General features: G+C 67.0%; 1 protein-coding gene. It reads left to right on the top strand.

The features are described 5' to 3' along the window. Window positions 1-627, top strand: a 627-nt coding sequence (tssI, locus tag DM373_RS28420) for a type VI secretion system tip protein TssI/VgrG (protein ID WP_157966914.1), incomplete at both ends; no start/stop codon positions are given.

The following is a 627-nucleotide window of genomic DNA, read 5'->3' as shown; positions in this document are numbered from 1 at the left end:
GGGCGCCGGTGTGCATGGCGTCATCACTCACTTCCGCCAGGGCGCCATCGGCACGCGGCTCACCCACTACCACGCCCGGCTGGAGCCGCGCCTGGCGCGCCTGCACCTGCGCCATAACCACCGGGTGTTCCAGCAGTGCACGGTGGCGCAGATCGTCGGCCAGGTGCTCAGTGAGCATGGGCTGTTCAGCGACAGCTATCAGTTCCTCCTCGAAGAGCCTTACCCACCCCGTGACTACTGCGTGCAGTACGGCGAGAGCGACCTGGCGTTCATCGAGCGGCTGTGCCAGGAAGACGGCATCCACTACCACTTCAGCCATTCGCGCCTGGGCCACCGCGTACTGTTTGCCGATCACCAGTCGCATTTCCCCCGCCTCGGGCCAGCCGTGGGCTTTCACCCACCGTCAGGCTTGCAGGCCGACACGGTGGTGGTCAGCCGCTTCGGCGTAGGGGTGCAAACCGCAGTCAACCAGGTGGAGCTGCGTGACCACGACTTTCGCAAGGCCGCCTTGCCGCTGGCCTACCCCAGCAAAAGCGGCGAGGCCCAAGAGGTGGCCCTGGAGCACTACAGCTACCCCGGCGGCCTGCGCCAGACCCTCGACCAGCAGCTGGGCGGCTCGCTGAGCAA

The sequence above is a fragment of the Pseudomonas sichuanensis genome (assembly GCF_003231305.1).
Lineage (GTDB): Bacteria > Pseudomonadota > Gammaproteobacteria > Pseudomonadales > Pseudomonadaceae > Aquipseudomonas > Aquipseudomonas sichuanensis.
Note: the sequence above shows the minus strand (reverse complement) of the source record. Positions and strands in the feature narration are given on the sequence as shown.